This window comes from Pseudarthrobacter sulfonivorans, assembly GCF_024391045.1.
GTDB lineage: Bacteria > Actinomycetota > Actinomycetes > Actinomycetales > Micrococcaceae > Arthrobacter > Arthrobacter sulfonivorans_B.
On the sequence record NZ_JANFCZ010000008.1, the window covers coordinates 15,939 to 31,137 of the forward strand.

The following is a 15,199-nucleotide window of genomic DNA, read 5'->3' on the forward strand; positions in this document are numbered from 1 at the left end:
GTTCCCCGCCCGCCTTGCGGCGTGGCGGGGAACTCGGTTCAGGACTTAGCCTTAGGCCTTGACCTTGATGGATTCGATGGCCTTGGCGGCCTTCTCGGCGAGCGAGGCCGAGAGCGGTGCGGACTTCGCGGAGTCAGCGGCTGCCTTCTGGCCGGCATCCGAAACTACGTAGCTTTCGAAGGCCTTGACCAGGTCAACGGTTTCCTGCTTGTCGTAGGTGGTGCAAACGACGTGGTACGAAACCAGGACAACCGGGTAAGCGCCGGAAGCAGTGGTCTTGCGGTCCAGCTTGATGGCGACGTCGTTGGCGGAGCGGCCTTCAACGGGCTTGCCGGCTTCAACAGCCTTGGCAGCGGCATCGGCGGAGATCTTGACGAACTCCTCGCCCACCTTGATGGAAGCGGTGCCCAGCTTGCCGCCAACTGCGGAGTCATCCGCGTAGGTCACGGCGCCCGGGGTGTCGGTGACGGTCTTGACGACGCCGGAGGTGCCCTTGGCGTTCTCGCCCTGCAGGGATGCGGGCCAGACGCCGGAAGCCTTGTCGGTCCAGACATCGGCGGCAGCGGCAGCCAGGTACTCGGTGAAGTTGGTGGTGGTACCGGAGTCGTCAGAGCGGTTGACCGGGGTGACCTTGGTGTCCGGGAGGGAGACGCCCGGGTTCAGGGCGGCGATTGCCGGATCGTTCCAGGTGGCGATCTGGCCGCGGAAGATCTTGGCCACGGTGGTGGCGTCAAGCTTCAGTTCGGTGATGCCCGGGAGGTTGAAGGCAACGGCGATCGGGGAGATGTAAACCGGGATGTTGATGGCGCCCTCGGGGCCGCACTTGGCCTTGGAGCTGGCCAGCTCTTCGTCCTTGAGGTACGCATCGGAACCGGCGAACTGGGCCGAGCCGTCGATGATGGCCTTGCGGCCTGCGCCGGAGCCGTCCGGGGAGTACTGCACTGATGCGCCGGAGTTGGCAGCTGCGAAGCCGGCCTTCCAGGCGTCCATGGCGGGGCCGGTGGAGGAGGCGCCGATGCCGGTCAGGGTGCCGGTCACCTTCGTGCCGGAAGTCTGGGTGCCTGCAGGCGTGTTGCCGGAGGGGTTGTCTGAACCGCAGGCGGTGAGCGCGAGTGCGCCGGCAGCGATTACAGCGATAGCCGCGTGGCGGCCGAAACGAAGTGCCTTCACTAGATGTGTACCCCTTCCAGGGATATTCAGTAGCGGGCAGGGCCGGAGACGCCCTGCAGCGCGATGCGTACGTTTTGTACCTTCATCGAATTTAGGGGCAACAGGTAAAGGAATTGGCTGCCGAAAGTGAACAGAACGTTAACGGCAGTGACATTCTTCCTTACAACTGTAGCGTCACCATTGCGCAGGTCACACTTGCGGTCGTAGTGGCCGCCCGGCAAATAGACTGAAGGGCATGGCCGCAGCAGCAGGACTTTCAGCAAGCAGGCGATTCCTGCGCAGTCGGATGCGCACAGGCCTGATCCGGAGCCGGAATTCGCTGCTTCCCGCGGTCCAGATGACTGCGTGCGCGGTGGGTGCCTACGCCTTCGCCGAGTATGTGCTGGGCCATTCCGGCCCCCTCTTTGCGGCCACCTCGTCACTGATCGCCCTGGGTTTCTCGCGGGACCCCCGCCTGCGCCGCGTCATGGAAGTGGGCCTTGGCTGCACCATTGGCATCGCCGTGGGTGATCTGCTCCTGCACTGGCTGGGCAGCGGAATCTGGCAGGCCGCCGTCGTACTTCTTTTCTCCATCCTGTTGGCCCGCTTCCTGGACAGCGGCACCATCTTCACCACCCAGCTGGGGCTGCAGTCCCTGCTGGTGGTGCTGCTGCCGGCGCCCGCCGGCGGCCCTTTCACCCGGAGCCTGGACGCCGTGGTGGGCGGGCTGTGTGCGTTGCTGGTGACGTTCCTGGTCCCGAAGGACCCGCGCCGGGAGCCGCGCGAGGACGTTCGGAAGATCCTGCACGAGCTTGCTGAGGTGCTCCGCGAGTGTGCCTCCGCGCTGACGGAAAGCGATTCCACCCAGGCCTGGCATGCGCTGATCCGGGGCCGCAACTGCCAACCGCTGGTGGACCGCATGCGCCAGTCGCTGCGCGCCTCCAACGAGGTGGCCACCCTGGCCCCGGCGCACCGCCGGCACCGGGACGAACTGGACCAGCTGGATACCGCGCTGGACTTCATCGACCTGGCGCTCCGCAACAGCCGCGTCTTCGCGCGGCGGTTGACCAGTGCCATCAATCATGCGGCGCTGTCCGACGAAGCCACCGAGAACATTGCCGACGTCCTCCAGGAAACCGCGGCGGCCATCGACGAACTTTCGCTGGGCCTCGCAGAGACGCACGACGGCGTGCGGCGCGCCCATCTGCGCACCGCCCGCCACGAGTTAAGTGAGATCGCGTTGCGGTTGCACCCCAAGCTGCTCAAGGTCCAGCGGCTGGAGGGTGAGACCGTGGTGATGCTCTTCCGGCCGCTGATGGTGGACCTGCTGGAGGCCACCGGGATGGACTCGCGCGAGGCCCGGGACATACTGCCGGGCCTGTAGGGGCAGGATGTCGGGGGCCGCCAGTAGGGTGGAACCCATGGCAACAAAGACTTCCCGCGCTTCCAAAGCGCCCGCATACAAATGCGCCGAATGCGGCTGGACCACGGTCAAGTGGGTGGGGCGCTGCGGTGAGTGCCAGGCGTGGGGCAGCGTGGAGGAAACCGGCGCGGCCGTGGCGCGTACGACGGCGGCAACTACAGTTTTGGAGCCAGCGCGGCGGATTGCCGAGGTGGACGCCACCACCGCGGCGTTCCTGCCCACCGGCGTTGATGAACTGGACCGCGTCCTCGGCGGAGGCCTGGTTCCGGGCGCCGTGATTCTGCTGGCCGGTGAGCCGGGAGTGGGCAAGTCCACCCTGCTGCTGGATGTCGCCGCGAAATTTGCGCGGACCGCGCAGGACGTCCTGTACGTTACCGGTGAGGAGTCCGCCGCCCAGGTGAAGCTGCGGGCTGAGCGGATCGACGCCGTCGCAGATTCCCTGTATCTGTCAGCCGAAACGGACCTCGGCCAGGCCCTGGGACAGGTGGAAAAAATCGAGCCGCGGCTTCTGATCGTTGACTCGGTCCAGACGCTCAGCAGCGCGGATGTGGACGGCAGCGCGGGCGGGGTGTCGCAGGTTCGTGAAGTGGCCGCCTCCATCATCGCGGCGGCCAAGCGGCGCAACATGACCACGCTGCTGGTGGGCCATGTGACCAAGGACGGGTCCATCGCTGGTCCGCGGCTGCTCGAGCACCTGGTGGATGTGGTGTGCCAGTTTGAGGGCGAACGCCATTCCCGGCTGCGGATGCTGCGCGCGGTGAAGAACCGGTATGGACCCACGGACGACGTCGGCTGTTTTGACCTGAACGAGAACGGCATCGAAGGGCTCGCCGACCCCAGCGGGCTGTTCGTCAGCCGTACCAAGGACCCGGTTTCCGGCACCTGCATCACCGTGACCATGGAAGGACGGCGGCCGTTGCTGGCCGAAGTGCAGTCGCTCCTGGCCGAGAGTCCCAATTCGCAGCCGCGCCGGGCCACCAGCGGCCTGGACAGTTCGCGGGTTTCCATGCTGCTCGCCGTCCTCCAGCAGCGCGCCGGGTGCCTGCTGCACAAGGACGATTCCTATGTGGCCACAGTGGGCGGCGTGAAGCTCAGCGAACCCGCCACGGATCTTGCGGTCGCGTTGGCAGTGGCGTCCGCCAAAGCGCGGAAGCCACTGCCAATCCGACTGATCGCGTTCGGTGAAGTGGGCCTGGCCGGCGAAGTGCGGCCAGTGCCCGGCATCAACCAGCGGATCCAGGAGGCCCACCGCCTGGGCTTCACCCACGCCGTGGTTCCGGCCAGCCATAACGGGCCGGGACCCGTTCCCCCTGGGTTCTCCGTCCGCGAGGTGGAGCACCTTACAGAAGCGCTGAGCCTGCTGATCGGTTAGCGGTCGGGACGGGGTGGGCCTCAGCTCCGCGTACCCAGCCTCAGCTCCCCGTAATCACCAGCGCAACACTGTGGCCGCCAAAGCCGAAGGCGTTCACCAGGCCGGCCGGGGCGAACCCGGGTGCCAGCGTGTGGGCGTTTTCGGTCACGATATTCAGGTTCACCTCGGGATCCAGCGCGTCGATGTTCACGGTGCCCGGGAGCTGGCCGGTCTGCAGGGCCTGCACAACCACCACCGCAGCGAGCGCGCCGGCACCGCCGAGCAGGTGTCCGGTATGGCCCTTCGTTGACGTGACCGGCACGTCCGCGCCGAAGACCGCGTTGATGCCCTGTGCTTCGAGCCTGTCCCCCACCGGGGTGGACGTGGCGTGGGCGTGGACGAAGCCGATCTCCGAAGCCTGCATTCCGGACGCAGCCAAGGATTTCTGCATGACGCGCACCTGCATGGCGGGGTCCGCTGCCACGATGTCGTGGGCGTCGGACGTGACCGCGCCACCCGCCACGGCACCGAGCACGGCGGCGCCGCGGGCGCGGGCGTGCGCCTCGCTCTCCAGCACCACCATGGCGGCGCCTTCAGAGAGGACAAACCCGTCGCGGCCGGCGTCGAACGGCCGTGACGCGCGCTGCGGCTCATCGTTGCGCGTGGACAGGGCGCGGATCTGGGAAAAACCGGTGATCACCAGGTCGTTGACGGAGGCGTCCACGCCCCCGGCAATCACGACGTCGGCCGCTCCGGACCTGATCATTTCGGCACCCTGGACAATGGCTTCGGCGCCGGACGCGCAGGCACTGACGGGCGTGCGCGCGCCGCCGCGGGCACCCAGGTCGATGGACACCCAGGCCGCCGGCCCGTTGACCATGAGCCGGGTGAGGGTATGCGGTGAGACTTTGCGCGGGCCGGATTCACCCAAGATACGGTCCTGCTCCAGCGTGGAACCGAGACCGCCGTAAGCCGAGCCGATCACCACGGCAAACCGCTCCGGGTCCACGTCCGGCGAACCAGCCTGGGCCCACGCCTCGCGGGCCGCCACCAGCGCCAGCTGCCCGCAGCGGTCCATGCGCTTCAGTTCGCGGGTGGAAAGATGTTCGGAGAGATCGGCGGTGACCTGCCCCGCCATCCGGACCGGCAGCTGCGCAGCCCACTCTGCGTCCAGGGCAGTGATCCCGGACTTCCCGGCAGTCAGGCCGGACCAGGTCTCCGCCACGGTGGCACCGAGCGGGTTGATGGTGCCGGCGCCGGTGATCAGCGCACGCTGCTGTTCGGCGTCCTTGGGGACCGCGTTCATGCTGACCCTACTTTGCGGGGTTATGCGTGCCGATGGGCACCAGGGTCAGATCGGGGTGGTTCTTTTCGATCCGGCGAAGGGCCCAGACATCGGTGAACAACGCGAGGTATTCGCCGTCGGACCTCAACAGCACCTCGGCGCCAGGTACGTTGGCCAGCGCGGGCATCGCGTCCGCAGTCGTAATCCTTGCGAGTGAGTAGGACAGCCGCTCGAGGCGCATGGGCGCGCTGAAATCGTGCGCCATCCTGTCCTCCACCACCTCGAACTGCATGGGCCCGACGGCGGCGAGCACCGGCGCCTGATCGCCGCGGAGGTCGGAGCGGAGCAGCTGGATGACGCCCTCGTGCTCGAGCTGCTCGATGCCGCGGCGGAACTGCTTGAACTTGCTGGGGTCCTTGGAGCGGGCCACCTGGAAGTGTTCGGGGGCGAACAGCGGGATCGCCGGGTATTCCACGGCTTCCTCCAGGAACAGGCTGTCGCCCACTCGGAGCGAGGAGGCGTTGACCAGGCCTACGACGTCGCCGGGGTAGGCCTCGTCGATGACCTCGCGTTCGCGGCCGAACACCTGCTGGGCGTACTTGGTGGCGAACGATTTCCCGGTGCGGGTCTGGGTGACCACCATGCCGCGTTCGAAGACGCCGGAGCAGACGCGGATGAAGGCCACATGGTCGCGGTGGGCCTTGTTCATGCCGGCCTGGACCTTGAAGACGAAGCCGGAGAACGGCGAGTCGACGGCGCGCGGGCTACCGTCAATGTCCGGCCGAGGTGCAGCGGGCGGCGCGAAATCGACCAGCGCGTCTAGGATTTCCTTGACGCCGAAGTTCAGGGCGGCAGAGCTGAAGAGGATGGGCGTGGCGGTGCCGGCGTGGAAGGCGTCGACGTCGAACTCGAGGTTGGACTCGATCACCAGGCCCGCCTCGTCCACGGCGTCGGACCAGTTGTTGCCCTGGCTTTCCGCGGCTTCCTCCGGCGTGAAGTACTCGGTCAGCGCGATGTTGGCGCCGGCGTTGTTGCGCTGGAACCGGGCGAAACGGTCGTTGCGGAGGTCCCAGACACCGCGGAAGTCGCCGGAGATGCCCACGGCCCAGGTCAGCGGCATGGGCTGCAGGCCGGTGCGCTCGGTGATTTCGTCCATCAGCGCCAGCGCGTCCAGGCCGGGCCGGTCCCACTTGTTGATCACGGTGATGATGGGCAGGTTGCGCTGCTTGCAGACTTCGAACAGCTTCATGGTCTGGGTTTCCAGGCCCTTGGCGGCATCAACCAGCATCACGGCGCAGTCGACGGCGGCGAGAACTCGGTAGGTGTCCTCGGAAAAGTCGGCGTGGCCGGGGGTGTCCAGCAGGTTGATGACGGTGTCCCGGTAGGAGAACTGAAGCGCGGCGGAGCTGATTGAGATGCCGCGGTCCTTTTCCATCTGCATCCAGTCCGAGACCGTTTCCTTGCGGTTCGCTTTGCCGCTGGACGCGCCGGCGGTGCCGATGACTTTCGCGTGCAGCGCCAAGGCCTCGGTCAGCGTGGACTTGCCGGCGTCGGGGTGCGAAATAACAGCAAAGGTCCGACGCCGGGCCGCCTGTTTGTGAATCTCGTTGACCCGGGCGGGGCTAAGGACATCTTGGGACACGGTGCTACTTTCGCTGCGATGGGGACGACTGCGGCCGGGAAAACCCTGGCGCGAGGGGAATCTGACTGGCTGAACGCCAAGTTCCAAGTTTATCGCAGTGCCGGGCCGGCGCTGAAGACTGCGACGGCCCCGCACTCGGGGCCCCAGCACGCAGACGACCGCGCAGGCCCGTATGCAGACGCCCTGGTGAGCAAAATGCTTTCCGGCCAGCCGCCGTCGGACGCCATCCCCAGGCACTTTCCGGCACCCCCGCATGAGGCACTTTAGGGCTTGTCCGTGCGGTTTCTACTGATTCTTACCCCTATCATGGACCTAGCGGGAAAATGAGTACTTTTAGTCCTGCCGGCTGAGCGTGAATTCCGGCATTCTGCGGGCGGCAGTCCGCACTTTTGAAGGGAACACCTATGGCGCGGAGCCCCGAAGAATCGCTCAAGGCGACTCTTGGCAGAGTGGCTCCGGGAACGCCGCTGCGGGACGGGCTCGAACGGATCCTCCGGGGCCGGACCGGCGCGCTGATCGTGCTGGGCATCGACCGGACCATCGAATCCATCTGTTCAGGCGGCTTCGACATCGGCATCGACTTCTCCCCCACCCGCCTCCGCGAGCTGGCGAAAATGGACGGCGCCATCATCTGCGACAAGGACGCCGGCAACATCCTGCGCGCCGCCGTCCAGCTGGTCCCGGACTCCAGCATCGAAACCCAGGAATCCGGAACCCGCCACCGCACCGCCGAACGCGTCGCCATCCAGACCGGCGTCCCCGTGATCTCGGTCAGCCAGTCCATGCAGATCATCGCCCTGTACGTGAACGGGCTCCGGCACGTGCTGGAAGGGTCCGAGAAGGTACTGGCCCGCGCCAACCAGGCCCTCGCCACCCTGGAACGGTACCGGTCCAGGCTGGACCAGGTCACCAGCTCGCTGTCCGCGCTGGAGATCGAGGCCATGGTGACCGTCCGGGATGTCGCCGTCACCCTGCAGCGGCAGGAAATGGTCCGCCGGATCTCCGAGGAAATCTCGCAGTACGTCCTGGAACTGGGCGAGGACGGCCGGCTGCTGTCGCTCCAACTGGACGAACTCACGGTTGGCCGGGGGCCGGGCAGCGACGTCATCATCCGTGACTATGCCGGCCCTGACGCGTCCGCCGCGGACATCGAGAAAGCCGTCAGCGCCCTCGTGAATCTTGGCCCCACCGAGCTGATCGACCTCGGCAAAATCTCCGGGATCATCGGCTTCGCCGGAGGCGTGGACACGCTCGACGCCGTGGTGCAGCCCCGCGGCTACCGGCTCCTGTCAGGCCTCAAGGCAGTCCCCAAGGCCGTGGCCGACCGCCTGGTTGACCACTTCGGGGGGCTGCAGTTCTTGATGGCGGCCACCATCGATGACCTGATGACCGTGGACGGCATCGGCGACCAGCGCGCTAGAACCGTGCGCGAGGGCTTGAGCCGGATGGCCGAAGCAAGCCTGTTGGACCGCTTCCTCTAGTCCCCGCCCGGCGAGCCATCGGACAGTTAGTTGAGCTGGAACACTGCCTTCGGGCTGGCCTTCGAGCCAAGCTTGGCCGTGAAGATGTAGTAGGCCCCGCCGCCGCCGGGCTTCGTCTGTATCGGCTGGCAGCCCTCAAGTGAGCGGTTCCGGGCCCACGGGAAGTTGGCCGTCTCGCTGGCTCCGGGCGCAATGGTTTTCACCAGGTCCTCGCTTTTGGCCTGGCAGTCCTTGGACGAGAAAATCCGGTCCGCGCCGCTGGTGACCACGAATTCCATCTGCGATGTGCCGATGTTGACCTCGCACGGCATGGTGCCGCCGTTGGTCACCTTCAGTGTGAGCAGCGGCTTCTCGTCGGGGCCGTACGCCGGTTTGTCTGTCGACGCCGAAACGGTGACCAGGTTCTGGTTGCACGTGGGGGTCGGCGTGGGTGTGGGCGTCGGAGCGGCGCTCGGCGCTGCCGACGCCGGATCCCTGGCGGGTGCGGATTCGCTGGGGGCAGGGGCAGCACTCTCAGTGGAGGACACCTGCTTGGTCCCGTTGAAGGCTCCTCCCACGGCAAAGCCGCCGAAAACCAGGCCAACCACAAACAGGAGGACTACCCCCACAAACAGGCGGCGACGGCGGTAGACGGCGGGACTCGGCTTCCGGGACGCGCCGGAACCGGCACGGGAACCCGAAACGGGTGCCGTAGTGCGCTCTGATGAATTGCCTTGCCTGCCCATCCTTCTAGGCTAGAGAACCGGCCGCATTTTGCCTGCCCACCACGCCGCCGCCCGGCCAACGCCCGGGTCACAGTTTGCCGGTCACACCCAGAGGCTCATCTTGGCGCGGGCCGCCCGGCATCAACTACAGTGTGGGGATCGACGCTACAACCCTTTCCCCAGCCATGCCCGCGGGCAGCGCGCCTGCGACCGCTCCGGCCGAACTCAGTGCGATGCAACTCGAGGAGCTGCATCGCCGGATCACTGGCTGGTTCGCGGAGACCGCCCGCGAGCTGCCATGGCGTGAAGCGGGCTGCTCGGCGTGGGCCGTCCTGGTCAGCGAGGTGATGCTGCAGCAGACGCCGGTGGTTCGGGTGCTGCCGGTCTGGCGGGAATGGCTGGAGCGGTGGCCCACCCCGGCGGGGCTGGCGGGTGAGCCGGCCGGCGAAGCAGTCCGTTCATGGGGCCGGCTCGGCTACCCCCGCCGCGCGCTGCGCCTGCACGCGGCCGCCGCCGCCATCGTCCGGGATCACGGCGGAAAAGTTCCAGGCACCTATGCCGAGCTGCTGGCACTCCCCGGGGTGGGCAGCTACACCGCCGCGGCCGTTGCAGCCTTTGCGTTCGGACGCCGGGAGACGGTGGTGGACACCAATATCCGGCGCGTGCACGCACGCCTCATTTCCGGCGTCGCACTTCCCGCCCCGTCCCTGAGCGCCGCGGAGATGCGGCTCGCGGCGGAACTGTTGCCGCACGACGACGGCACTTCCGTACGCTGGAACGCTGCGGTCATGGAGTTGGGGGCGCTGCTGTGCACAGCGAGGGCGCCAAAATGCGCGGACTGCCCCGTGCGGGACTCGTGTGCATGGCTGGCAGCCGGCGAGCCGCCGCCGTCGTACATCCCCAAGGGCCAGGCGTGGCACGGCACCGACCGCCAGGTCCGCGGCGCCGTGATGGCTGTGCTGCGGCTCGCGGACAGCCCCGTCGCGGCAGAAATGTTCCAGCAGGAACCGGCGGACCTGGGCTTCGCGGCGGACGGGATCGGGGTGCCTCTCGCGGCCCTGCATCGCTTGAACTCCGCCCCCGAACAGCTGGAACGTGCGCTGGCCGGCCTGCTCGGTGACGGCCTGGCCGAGCTCCGCGAGGGCGGCTACCAACTCCCTGGCTAACGCACTTTTAGGGCAGCCGCGGGCCGGGTGGCATACTTTCTGGTGACTCGAACCGGGGGAATTCTATGAGAATCGTGCTGTACATCATCTGGGCGCTGTTCGTGGGCGGGGTCATTTTCGCGCTGGTCCACACGCTTCGGAAGACCAAGCGCCAGGAAAAGCTGATCGCCGGCTGGCCGAAGGTCCAGGCCACGGTAACCGGCAATGTGGGCGGCTGGAGCGGTGGCAGCGGCGGTTCATCGCGAAGCCGGCGCTTCTACCCCACCTATCAGTTCGCGGATCCGAACGGGATTCTCCATGCCGGCGAATCGGAGGTTTCCTACCGGAACCAGCAGGTGCCGGGTTCGCTGGTGGAGGTCGCGTATAACCCCGCAAATCCCAACCAGTCGTTCCAGGTGGCATCCGAATCCAAGATGATTCTCGGCTGCATGGTGCCGTTCTTCGCGTTGTTTTCCCTGCTGCTGTTCTGGGTTGCCGGCGCTTTCCCGCTGGGCTGAGCCTTGGACTTTCTCAAGCTGATCTTTATTGTGCTGCCCGGGCTTCTCCTTCTCCTGGGCCTGATCCTGGTTGGCCTTTCATTGGCGGCATCGATCCGGCGGCAGCGCAGCATGGCAGGGTGGTCACACGGCTCCGCAACCGTCACCGGCAACCTGCACGGCAAGGACGGGCCCGGGAGCAACGGCAGGGACCGGTTTGCGGCGTCGTACGAATTCGAGGACGCCGCCGGTAAACGCTGGCTGGGCCAGTCCGATATCTACAGCCAGGACCAGGCAATTATCGGGCAGCGCATCGCTGTCCGCTACAACCCCGCCAATCCGGCCGAATCCACCCTCCCCGTGTTCGTAGTCGCCAGGGGCCGGCTGGCCACGGGTCTCCTTTTGGTGCTATTTGGCGCCGGAGCCATAACAATGTTTGCGTCACTTTCCTGGTAGCCGTGCGGCCGCCGCGGCCCCGGTCCTACGCTGAAGTATGCGCAAGTCCGGGCTGCTTCTGGCACTGCTGACGACGACGGTCCTCGCCTGCGGCTGCAACGACTACCCCGGAGGGACACCGTGCCCCGCAATCGCGCAGGCGTCGGTGGCGGCGGTGACCATTCCGGCGTCGTATGTGCCGCGCGTGGCGACGCTGCGCCTGAAGGCATGCCAGGACGGCGTGTGCAAGGAGGACTCCGTGGAACTCAGGCCAGGGTCTGTTTCGGTGGACCAGGGCTGCACCCCTGACGGCGGCTGCTCGGCCACTGCCTCACCGGACGGAACGCTGACCGGCATGCTGTTCCTGGACACCCTCACCGAATCGCCCATGGCGGTAACCGCCGCGGGGACCTCGCCCGACGGGCAGGCCCTGCCGGTGCGCACGCTCGAATTCCGGCCCCGAGTAGCCTTCCCCTACGGCGAACAGTGCGGGCGGTTCATCTCCGCAGCCGTAGTGCTCGACGCCGGCGGCCTGCGTCAGGCGCCGGCGTGAATCGCACCCTTTTCCGGCCAGGCAACCGGGCTTCCGGGCCCGAGTCCAGGGCCTCCACCAGACCCCTGGTACCTGCCACCGCGTGCTCTTGACTTCCGTAGGGAACACTCCTACCGTCAGCTTTACTAACACTGCGAAAGCCAGATTTCGACAGTTCACTGGACGCCAGACAGGGGTTCCGATGCCACTTTCAGATCGGGAGCGCAAACAGCTGGAAGAGCTGGAAGCGGATCTCGCGTCAGACGATCCGCAGCTGGCGCAAAGACTCTCGTCGGGTTCGGTCAGGCTGCGTGCCAAGGCGTACGTCGGGTTGCTTCTGTGCCTGATCGGGCTGATCCTTTTGATAACGGGCGTCAGCACGCAACTCATCGTGGTCGGCGTAGGCGGCTTCCTCCTGATGGGCACCGGCACCTACCTGGTCCTGGGCACGCGCCCCACGCGGCTTCGCTGAGCCTAGGGCTCGCCGAACCCAGCCTGCACCAGGCCTCCAACATAATTCAGGGCACGCTCGGCGTCCGGTCCCCAGGCCTCAACGTGAAGCAGGGCTCCCTTGCCGGCGGCGAGAGTCATGAGTGCGGTCATGGAGGCGCCATCCACGCCGTTGATGGTGACGTCGGCGTTCAGGGCAGACAGCCCGCCGGCAACTTTCGCTGCCGGCCGGGCATGCATGCCGGCCTGGTTGATAAGTTCAAAATCCCCGGTGAAGTCCGGCCCGGCACCGGCTGCCGGGCCTTCTTCGACGGAGCTGACCGGCGATGCCCCGGCGGCCCCGGATCCGTAAACAGCCTCTGCCGCCCGCTTGACGGCGAGCATGTCGCCGCCACCCTGGGCGGCAACGGCGGCCGCCACCAGGCCTTCCACCAGGGGCGCGTCCGCAAGGAGCACAGCGGACGGGTCGTCCGCGAGTTCCTGCGCCGATTCTGCCGTCATGACGGCAGAACCAAGGTCCGTCAGGACCACTATGCCGTCACCGCCGGCGGCCTGGTCCAGGGCGGACATGACTTTCTCCAGGCTTGTTCCGATCCTGCCGTCCGAGGTGCCTCCCGCTGCGATGATCACCACGTCGGGTGCCATCTGGGCGGCAAGCTGCACGGCGCCGTCGGCGATCTTTTCGCTATGGGACACCACCACCAGGCGTACCGTCATGCAGCAGCCCCGACGGCGGCCCGCAGGATCAGCGCGCTGGACGCCGCGCCCGGGTCGCGGTGGCCCGCACTGCGCTCCCCCAGATAGCTGGCCCGGCCTTTGCGTGCCACCAGCGGATCCGTTGCCACCGCACCCGCTTCGGCGGCCTCGGCGGCCGCCACCAGCACGGCCAGGACGTTGCCTGTCCCGTCCGCGGCGGCCTGGGCGGCCTCGGCGGCCGGGGTCCAGGCGTCCACCATGGTCTTGTCGCCGGACTCGGCCTTGCCCCTGGCCACGATGCCGTCGCGGGCAGCCATCAGGGCAGTAGCGAGCCCTGCGGGATCAACTTCGAGGGCGTCGCCGAACGCGGTGGCGGCACGGAGGAACGCCGTGCCGTAAAGCGGGCCGGCGGCACCGCCGACCTTGGACATCAAGGTCATGGCGGTGAGCTTGAGGGCCGCGCCGGGCGTCTCCGGCGGAGCCTCGGCGAGCTTCTCCAGCACGGCCTGGAATCCACGGTCCATATTCTCGCCGTGGTCCGAGTCGCCGATTGGACGGTCCAGCTCGATCAGCCATGCCCGGTTTTCGGCCATCGCCTCAGCGCACATGGTCAGCCACCTGACGGCCCACTTAACGTCCAGCAGCATCGTCACACGCCCCACCGCAGTGCGGCCGTGTGAACGGGTGCGTCCCACAGCTGCGTCATCTCATCATCGAGCCGGAGCACCGAGATGGAGCAGCCCTGCATCTCCAAGGCCGTGATGTAGTTCCCCACCAGCGAACGTTCCACCGTGGCTCCCCGCTCCGCAAGGACCTGCGCCGCGCGGCGGTAGACGATGTACAGCTCGCTCAGCGGCGTGCCGCCCATTCCATTGACGAAGAGCAGGACCTTATCGCCGCTCGAAATGCCGAGGTCGCTGAGGACAGGCTCCAACAGCCGGTCGGTGATGCCGTCCGCATTCTCCATCGGAATCTTGTGCCGGCCCGGTTCGCCGTGGATCCCGATGCCGATCTCGATCTCGTTGTCCGCCAGCTCGAAACTCGGGGTTCCGGCATGCGGTACGGTGCAGGCCGACAACGCGACGCCCATGGTGCGGACATTGCTATTGACGCGGTCGCCGATTGCGGCCACGGCATCAAGGCTGTCGCCCCGTTCAGCGGCGGCACCGGCGATCTTCTCCACCAGGACAGTCCCGCCAACGCCGCGGCGCCCGGCGGTGTACAGCGAATCCTCCACGGCCACGTCATCGTTGACGAAGACGGTGCGGACCTCCACACCTTCGGCCTGCGCCAGTTCGGCGGCAGTCTCGAAGTTCAGGACGTCGCCGGTGTAGTTCTTCACGATGTGGACGACGCCGGCACCCGAGTTAATTGCGAGGGTCGCCGGAAGGATCTGATCCGGCGTGGGTGAGGTGAACACCGCCCCCGGCACGGCGGCGTCGAGCATTCCCCGCCCGACATAGCCGGCGTGCAGCGGTTCGTGGCCGCTGCCTCCGCCGGAGAGCAGCCCGACCTTTCCCGCGACAGGCGCGTCCTTGCGCGTGACGTATTTGGGATCGGCGCTGACGGTCACGAGGTCGGCGTGGGCGAGTCCGAAACCTTCAACAGACTCGTCGACAACGGAACGTGGATCATTGATGAGCTTTTTCATGGCAGAACTCCTGGGTGTGGGCTCGTGCTAGAGGATTGCACTTTGACCCTACTACCGCGGCATCGAACTCGGATAGCCTCCGCCTCCCGGACACAGGTAAGGGACAGCCCCCAATGACTGTCCCTTACCGGCAGGCCCCAAACTGCGGCCCGCTCAGTTTATCCATCAACTCGACTAAAGCCAAGAGGTTGGGCGGAGATGACGCCGGACGACGGCGGGACAAAGAGGGGATCCTGACGGCCCTTTAGAGGAACTTGATCATGCGCGTGTTGCCCAAGGTGTTTGGTTTGACCCGCGCCAGGTCCAGGAATTCGGCGACGCCTTCGTCGTGGGAGCGGAGCAGCTCGGAGTAGACGGCGGGGTCAACGGCGGACTGGTCCGCCATCACCTCAAAGCCGTGGCGCTTGAAGAAATCCACTTCGAAGGTGAGGCAGAAGACACGCGCTACACCGAGGGCCCGCGCCTCCCCGAGCAGGGTTTCCACCAGTACGTGGCCAACGCCTTTGCCGCGCCAGACGTCGGAGGCGGCCAGGGTGCGCACCTCGGCCAGGTCTTCCCACATCACGTGCAGGGCGCCGCAGCCGATGACCTCGCCGTCGGGCGATTCGGCGATCCGGAACTCCTGCAGGCTCTCATAGTAGGCAACCGTCTCCTTGGCCATGAGGATCCGTTGTTCCGCGAGCGGTGCCACAAGTCTCTTGATGGCGGGGACATCGCTGGTGCGGGCAGGACGGATTTGGAAGGAGTCAGTCACGTCT

General features: G+C 66.8%; 16 protein-coding genes. 8 read left to right on the top strand and 8 right to left on the bottom strand.

The window, feature by feature from the left end:
• Positions 1 to 51 precede the first annotated feature (51 nt).
• Positions 52 to 1,170 carry a phosphate ABC transporter substrate-binding protein PstS gene (gene pstS / locus NQJ30_RS07225; RefSeq protein WP_255769171.1) on the bottom strand — a complete coding sequence of 373 codons (1,119 nt, stop codon included), beginning with the start codon at positions 1,168 to 1,170 and terminating at the stop codon, positions 52 to 54.
• Between the two features lie 235 nt (positions 1,171 to 1,405).
• On the opposite strand from pstS, the gene NQJ30_RS07230 reads away from it, so the two are divergent.
• Positions 1,406 to 2,533 (top strand): FUSC family protein, encoded by a 1,128-nt coding sequence (locus NQJ30_RS07230; RefSeq protein ID WP_255769172.1) that lies wholly within the window; start codon positions 1,406 to 1,408, stop codon positions 2,531 to 2,533.
• A 37-nt stretch (positions 2,534 to 2,570) separates the two neighbouring features.
• Complete coding sequence (gene radA, locus NQJ30_RS07235) at positions 2,571 to 3,944, top strand: DNA repair protein RadA (RefSeq protein ID WP_255769173.1); 1,374 nt, start codon at positions 2,571 to 2,573, stop codon at positions 3,942 to 3,944.
• Between the two features lie 40 nt (positions 3,945 to 3,984).
• On the opposite strand, the gene NQJ30_RS07240 is transcribed toward radA, so the two are convergent.
• On the bottom strand, positions 3,985 to 5,229 hold the full coding sequence (locus NQJ30_RS07240) for a beta-ketoacyl-[acyl-carrier-protein] synthase family protein (RefSeq protein WP_255769174.1): 1,245 nt from the start codon (positions 5,227 to 5,229) through the stop codon (positions 3,985 to 3,987).
• Positions 5,230 to 5,236: 7 nt separating this feature from the next.
• A complete protein-coding gene (locus tag NQJ30_RS07245; protein ID WP_255769175.1) occupies positions 5,237 to 6,850 on the bottom strand; it encodes a peptide chain release factor 3 in 1,614 nt (537 codons plus the stop codon).
• 404 nt (positions 6,851 to 7,254) lie between these two features.
• Between NQJ30_RS07245 and disA the strand changes: the two genes are divergently transcribed.
• A complete protein-coding gene (disA, locus tag NQJ30_RS07250) occupies positions 7,255 to 8,331 on the top strand; it encodes a DNA integrity scanning diadenylate cyclase DisA (RefSeq protein ID WP_255769176.1) in 1,077 nt (358 codons plus the stop codon).
• Positions 8,332 to 8,357: 26 nt separating this feature from the next.
• On the opposite strand, the gene NQJ30_RS07255 is transcribed toward disA, so the two are convergent.
• Positions 8,358 to 9,056, bottom strand: coding sequence for a hypothetical protein (locus NQJ30_RS07255; RefSeq protein WP_255769177.1), 699 nt, complete (start codon positions 9,054 to 9,056; stop codon positions 8,358 to 8,360).
• Positions 9,057 to 9,220: 164 nt separating this feature from the next.
• Between NQJ30_RS07255 and NQJ30_RS07260 the strand changes: the two genes are divergently transcribed.
• The 5 genes from NQJ30_RS07260 to NQJ30_RS07280 all read left to right on the top strand — a co-directional run bounded on the left by NQJ30_RS07260 (position 9,221) and on the right by NQJ30_RS07280 (position 12,116).
• The gene (locus tag NQJ30_RS07260; RefSeq protein ID WP_304663911.1) at positions 9,221 to 10,201 is read left to right on the top strand and encodes an A/G-specific adenine glycosylase; all 981 of its coding nucleotides are present in this window, start codon (positions 9,221 to 9,223) and stop codon (positions 10,199 to 10,201) included.
• A gap of 65 nt (positions 10,202 to 10,266) precedes the next feature.
• Positions 10,267 to 10,698, top strand: coding sequence for a DUF3592 domain-containing protein (locus NQJ30_RS07265; RefSeq protein ID WP_255769178.1), 432 nt, complete (start codon positions 10,267 to 10,269; stop codon positions 10,696 to 10,698).
• Between the two features lie 3 nt (positions 10,699 to 10,701).
• A complete protein-coding gene (locus tag NQJ30_RS07270; protein ID WP_255769179.1) occupies positions 10,702 to 11,133 on the top strand; it encodes a DUF3592 domain-containing protein in 432 nt (143 codons plus the stop codon).
• A 37-nt stretch (positions 11,134 to 11,170) separates the two neighbouring features.
• Positions 11,171 to 11,665 carry a hypothetical protein gene (locus NQJ30_RS07275; protein ID WP_255769180.1) on the top strand — a complete coding sequence of 165 codons (495 nt, stop codon included), beginning with the start codon at positions 11,171 to 11,173 and terminating at the stop codon, positions 11,663 to 11,665.
• Positions 11,666 to 11,846: 181 nt separating this feature from the next.
• Positions 11,847 to 12,116, top strand: a complete 270-nt coding sequence (locus tag NQJ30_RS07280) for a DUF3040 domain-containing protein (RefSeq protein ID WP_255769181.1) — start codon at positions 11,847 to 11,849, stop codon at positions 12,114 to 12,116.
• Positions 12,117 to 12,118: 2 nt separating this feature from the next.
• Here the strand turns inward: NQJ30_RS07280 and dhaM are convergent, their stop codons facing one another.
• The 4 genes from dhaM to NQJ30_RS07300 all read right to left on the bottom strand — a co-directional run bounded on the left by dhaM (position 12,119) and on the right by NQJ30_RS07300 (position 15,195).
• On the bottom strand, positions 12,119 to 12,811 hold the full coding sequence (dhaM, locus tag NQJ30_RS07285) for a dihydroxyacetone kinase phosphoryl donor subunit DhaM (RefSeq protein ID WP_255769182.1): 693 nt from the start codon (positions 12,809 to 12,811) through the stop codon (positions 12,119 to 12,121).
• Positions 12,808 to 13,437 (bottom strand): dihydroxyacetone kinase subunit DhaL, encoded by a 630-nt coding sequence (gene dhaL / locus NQJ30_RS07290; RefSeq protein ID WP_255769183.1) that lies wholly within the window; start codon positions 13,435 to 13,437, stop codon positions 12,808 to 12,810. Before dhaL ends, dhaM begins: the two co-directional genes overlap by 4 nt.
• A 2-nt stretch (positions 13,438 to 13,439) precedes the next feature.
• Complete coding sequence (dhaK, locus tag NQJ30_RS07295; RefSeq protein ID WP_255769184.1) at positions 13,440 to 14,441, bottom strand: dihydroxyacetone kinase subunit DhaK; 1,002 nt, start codon at positions 14,439 to 14,441, stop codon at positions 13,440 to 13,442.
• A 244-nt stretch (positions 14,442 to 14,685) separates the two neighbouring features.
• Complete coding sequence (locus NQJ30_RS07300; protein WP_255769185.1) at positions 14,686 to 15,195, bottom strand: amino-acid N-acetyltransferase; 510 nt, start codon at positions 15,193 to 15,195, stop codon at positions 14,686 to 14,688.
• Positions 15,196 to 15,199: the final 4 nt, after the last annotated feature.